Consider the following 3765-nt stretch of genomic DNA (forward strand, 5'->3'; position numbering starts at 1 on the left):
CCAGCTCGCCGGCCTGCTCGACGAACGGCGCCAGCCCGTTGAGCGGGTTTTCGGCGTTGCTCCACGAGCTCAGGTCATCGACGACGAGGAACAATTCCTTGCCCGTCCAGAACCTGCGGGTCAGCAGCTCTTGCTGGCTGGTGCCCGGCGGCGGCAGGCGCCGCTCCAGCAGCGCACACAGGTGCCCGACCACCTCGCGAATGTTGGTGGTGGTGTAGGCGTACTGCGCCAGCCACGGGTTGTCGGGATCCTCGGGCACCACACCCACCAGCTTGCGGCGCGGGTCGATCAAGATGATCGACGCCTCCTGCGGCCGGTAGCGGCTCATGATGCTCAGCATCATCGTGCGCAAAAAGTTCGTCCGCCCGGAGCCTGCCCGCCCCGTCACGATCACGTGCGGATGCTCGGCGAAGTCGATGAACGCCGGGGCCAGCGTCTTTTCCGACAGCCCGAACGGCACCAGCTCCTTGCGCTGCACAGCGTCGCAGCCGGCCAGGATCTCAGCCAGCGGCACCGACTCCGGCAACCGCTTGAACGTTGTCACCTTGTCGACCCCGGCCACCCGACGCACCACCGCGCCGATCTCGCGGACCTCCACCGGACCCTGCGGCTGGTTGGCCAGGACCGGCACCCCCACCATCAAATGGTGGCCGCTGGGGCTCATACCCCGGCCCGGCACATCGGGCACTTCTTTGGCCGGGTTGCGCTGCGGGTCGCGCGGATCCCGCGGAATCTCGGAGTCCAGTGGGTTGACCAACCGCAATTCCAGGCGCTGCGCGGATTCGGTGCGCACCGCGCTGCGCAGACCCGTGAGCGAACTGGTGTGGGTGATCACCACGCGCACCCCGTAGTTGCGGGCCCGCATGAGCCTGAGCACCGTGTCGACATGCTGCGGATAGGCTTCGTTGAAGTTGCTCCACCCGTCGACGATCAGCACCACATCCCCGCCCGGCACACCGATGTCGTGCGGATTGGCGCCGAACTTGGCTTCGCGCACCGTCATCATGTCCAGCCCCCGAGTGGTGAAGATCCGGTCCCGTTCGGCCACAATGTTTTCCACCGTGGCGATCACCCGGCCCACGCCCTCGCTGTCGGAGCTGGCGACCACCGCGGCCACGTGCGGCAGATCGCCGACCCTCGCCAGATGCGGGCCGCTGGCCGCGATGCAGTAAAACTGCACCCGCTCAGGGCGATACATCAGTGCGCCCGTAGTCACCATGGTCATCACCGCGTTGGTCGCCCCGCGTTTGGGCGCGCACACGATCAGCGCATTGTCGTTCAGCAGGTCCAGGCTGTGCACATCCTGGCGGTGCTCACGCGGACGGTCCTCCAGCGCCACCGGCAGCAGCAGGCCGGGGTTGTTGCCGTAGTCGACATCCCACGGCTTGCCGCGCAGCCGGCCCACCAGGTCATCAGCCGCGGGCGGCTCCCCCAGCGGCGGCAACCAAAACGGGCGCGGCGGACCCACCCCGGTGGCCTGCAACGAGTTGATCAGCGCGTCAACGATCTTCGTGTTCGGCCCGCTGGGCATCGGGTCGGCGACCTCGACCGGCTCAGGTGCGACCGGCGGGGCCGCCAACAAGCCGTCGATGTCCTCGGCCTGCTCGACGCTGAACACCCGCGGCTCGAACCAGGTGCCCGCACGCACCGGCTCGACGGCCCGCCGGCTTGCCCGCGAGGCGACGAACGGCGCCGAGGAATAAAAGAACCGGAACTGGCGCGGCTGGCGCAACGCGACCCGCAAATACGCTGTGCCCTCGGCGTTTTCGGGCGGAATGTGCGCAGCCACGCCGCTGCCGATGGCCTCGCGGGAATCCTCCTCCCGCCCGGTGCGCGCGGCGATGGTGAACCCCAGCTGCTTGCGGATATCGCGCAGGTTCTGTGTATCCACGATCTGGCCGACCAACTGCAAGAACACGTGCAGCGAGCGGCCCTGGCGCACGATGCGCCAAAACAGCTGGCGAAACTTCAGCCCCCAGATCGGATCGGTGAACATCTCGTTGTATTCGTCGCAGATCACGAACAACGCCGGAATCGGCGGCAGCGACGGGTCGGTCAGGCGCCGCTGGTTGTAGGTGGTCACATCCGGGCAGCTGTCCAGCGCCGCGATCGCCGCCCCGCGCCGGTCCAGTTCCCCGTCGAGGGCCTCATACATGCGGCCCACCAGGTGGCGCTCGTCGGCCAGGTTGCTCACCGCGGCCACCACATGCGGGAAGCGCTGAATGATCCCCGCGGCCGACTTCAGTTTGAAGTCGGAGAACACGATGTTGACCACGTCAGGCGAATGCGTCGCACACAGCGAGGCCACCTCGGTGATGATGCCCTCGGTTTTGCCGGCCCCGGTGCTGCCCACGAACAGCGAATGCATGTTCATGCCTTGCTGGGAGCCTTCCTTGAGGTCCAGCTCCACCACTTCGCCGGTGTCGCTGTAGGTGCCCACCGGAAACCGCATCCACTCGCGGCCCTGGATCATCCGCGGTGCCCACAACCGGTCCACATCCAGCCGCAGCGGGTCGTCGATGCCCAGCACGTCGAGCAGCGTGCGCCGCCCGGTGTCCTCCTCGGCGGCCACACTGGTCGACCCGGTGGCCCGATACCGGGCCAACCCGCGCGCGAAGCGCTCAGCGTCGGCCAGGCTCATCTGATCGGCGGTGGCGTAAAACGCCTCCTCCAGCTCGTCGGCGCCGTGCGGGCTGGCCGCGAACAACGCCGGGTCGTCGGGTGGCAAGCGCTTGCGCAGCACCCCGTCGGCGAGCCGGTAGGTGCACGACGGATCAAAGCCGACCCAGTACTTGGCTGCGAACGTCTCCGGCGGGCGCGGCGGGGCCTGGCGGGCCAACCGGATAAAACAGGTCCCCGCGTAGCCGCCCGCGCCGGTCAACCCCGCCCAGTCCTCCGGAGTGGCGCAGTTGTCGTCGATGATCACCCGCAGCGGGAGCACCTGTGTCGAGGCCCCGTGCAGTTCGTCGCGGCTCGCGGGCGGTCGCCACGGGTCGCGCGGCCCCTCGGGGTCCTCGTCAAGAAACTGCTCCAGCTGCGCCGGTGAGGAAAACAGCAGCCGGCGCTCCCCGCAGCCGTCGCGGCGGTTGCGGTGCTGCAGATGCGGAAGCCACTTAGCCCAATCCCACTGTGTGGGCGCCGATGTCACCACAATGATCTGCACGTCGGCCGGGCTGTGAAAGGCCGCCAGCTGGCACATCATCGCCCGCGTCACAGCGCGCGCCTCATCGAGGTCCCCGATGACCGACAGACCCGGAAAACGTTGCAGCCAAATCGCTTTCGGGGTGTTGTCGATGTACTCCTGCTCGTTGATGAACTTACGCAGCGCATGACCGGTCGCCGGCTCCAGATGTGACGCCTGCACCACCTTGGGTTTTTCCAGCGTCATCTTCAACGCCACCTTGCCCACCCCGACGCGCACCACGGCGAACGCCTCGCTGCCCGGGGCGCGCTCCCACATCCGCACCGAACCGGCCACACTGGGCAAATCAGCGGGGTCCCAATGGAAATGGCGGCGATGCTCCCACTGCTTGCGCCGCTGGACGTTGACCTCGTCGCGGATGTCGTCTTGGCGGGCAAACCACGCCCGCCGGGCCGCCGTCAGCTCGCCCCACGACATCTTCTGCGCGGCGCCGCGACCCCGCACCAGCATCCCGACCATGCTGAACGCGGCCATGAAGCCGAACAGCCCGAACCCCGTGGCGAACGTACGCATGCCCGACACGTACATCGCCACGATCAGCCCCACCACGCCGACCACCAGCC

1 protein-coding gene is annotated in these 3765 nt (G+C 68.0%); it reads right to left on the reverse strand.

The genetic code is table 11. The features are described 5' to 3' along the window. Window positions 1-3751, reverse strand: a 3751-nt coding sequence (eccCa, locus tag ACFE99_RS23880) for a type VII secretion protein EccCa (protein ID WP_375489191.1), incomplete at its 3' end; no start/stop codon positions are given. Window positions 3752-3765 lie beyond the last annotated feature (14 nt).

This window comes from uncultured Mycobacterium sp., from assembly GCF_964249325.1.
GTDB lineage: Bacteria > Actinomycetota > Actinomycetes > Mycobacteriales > Mycobacteriaceae > Mycobacterium.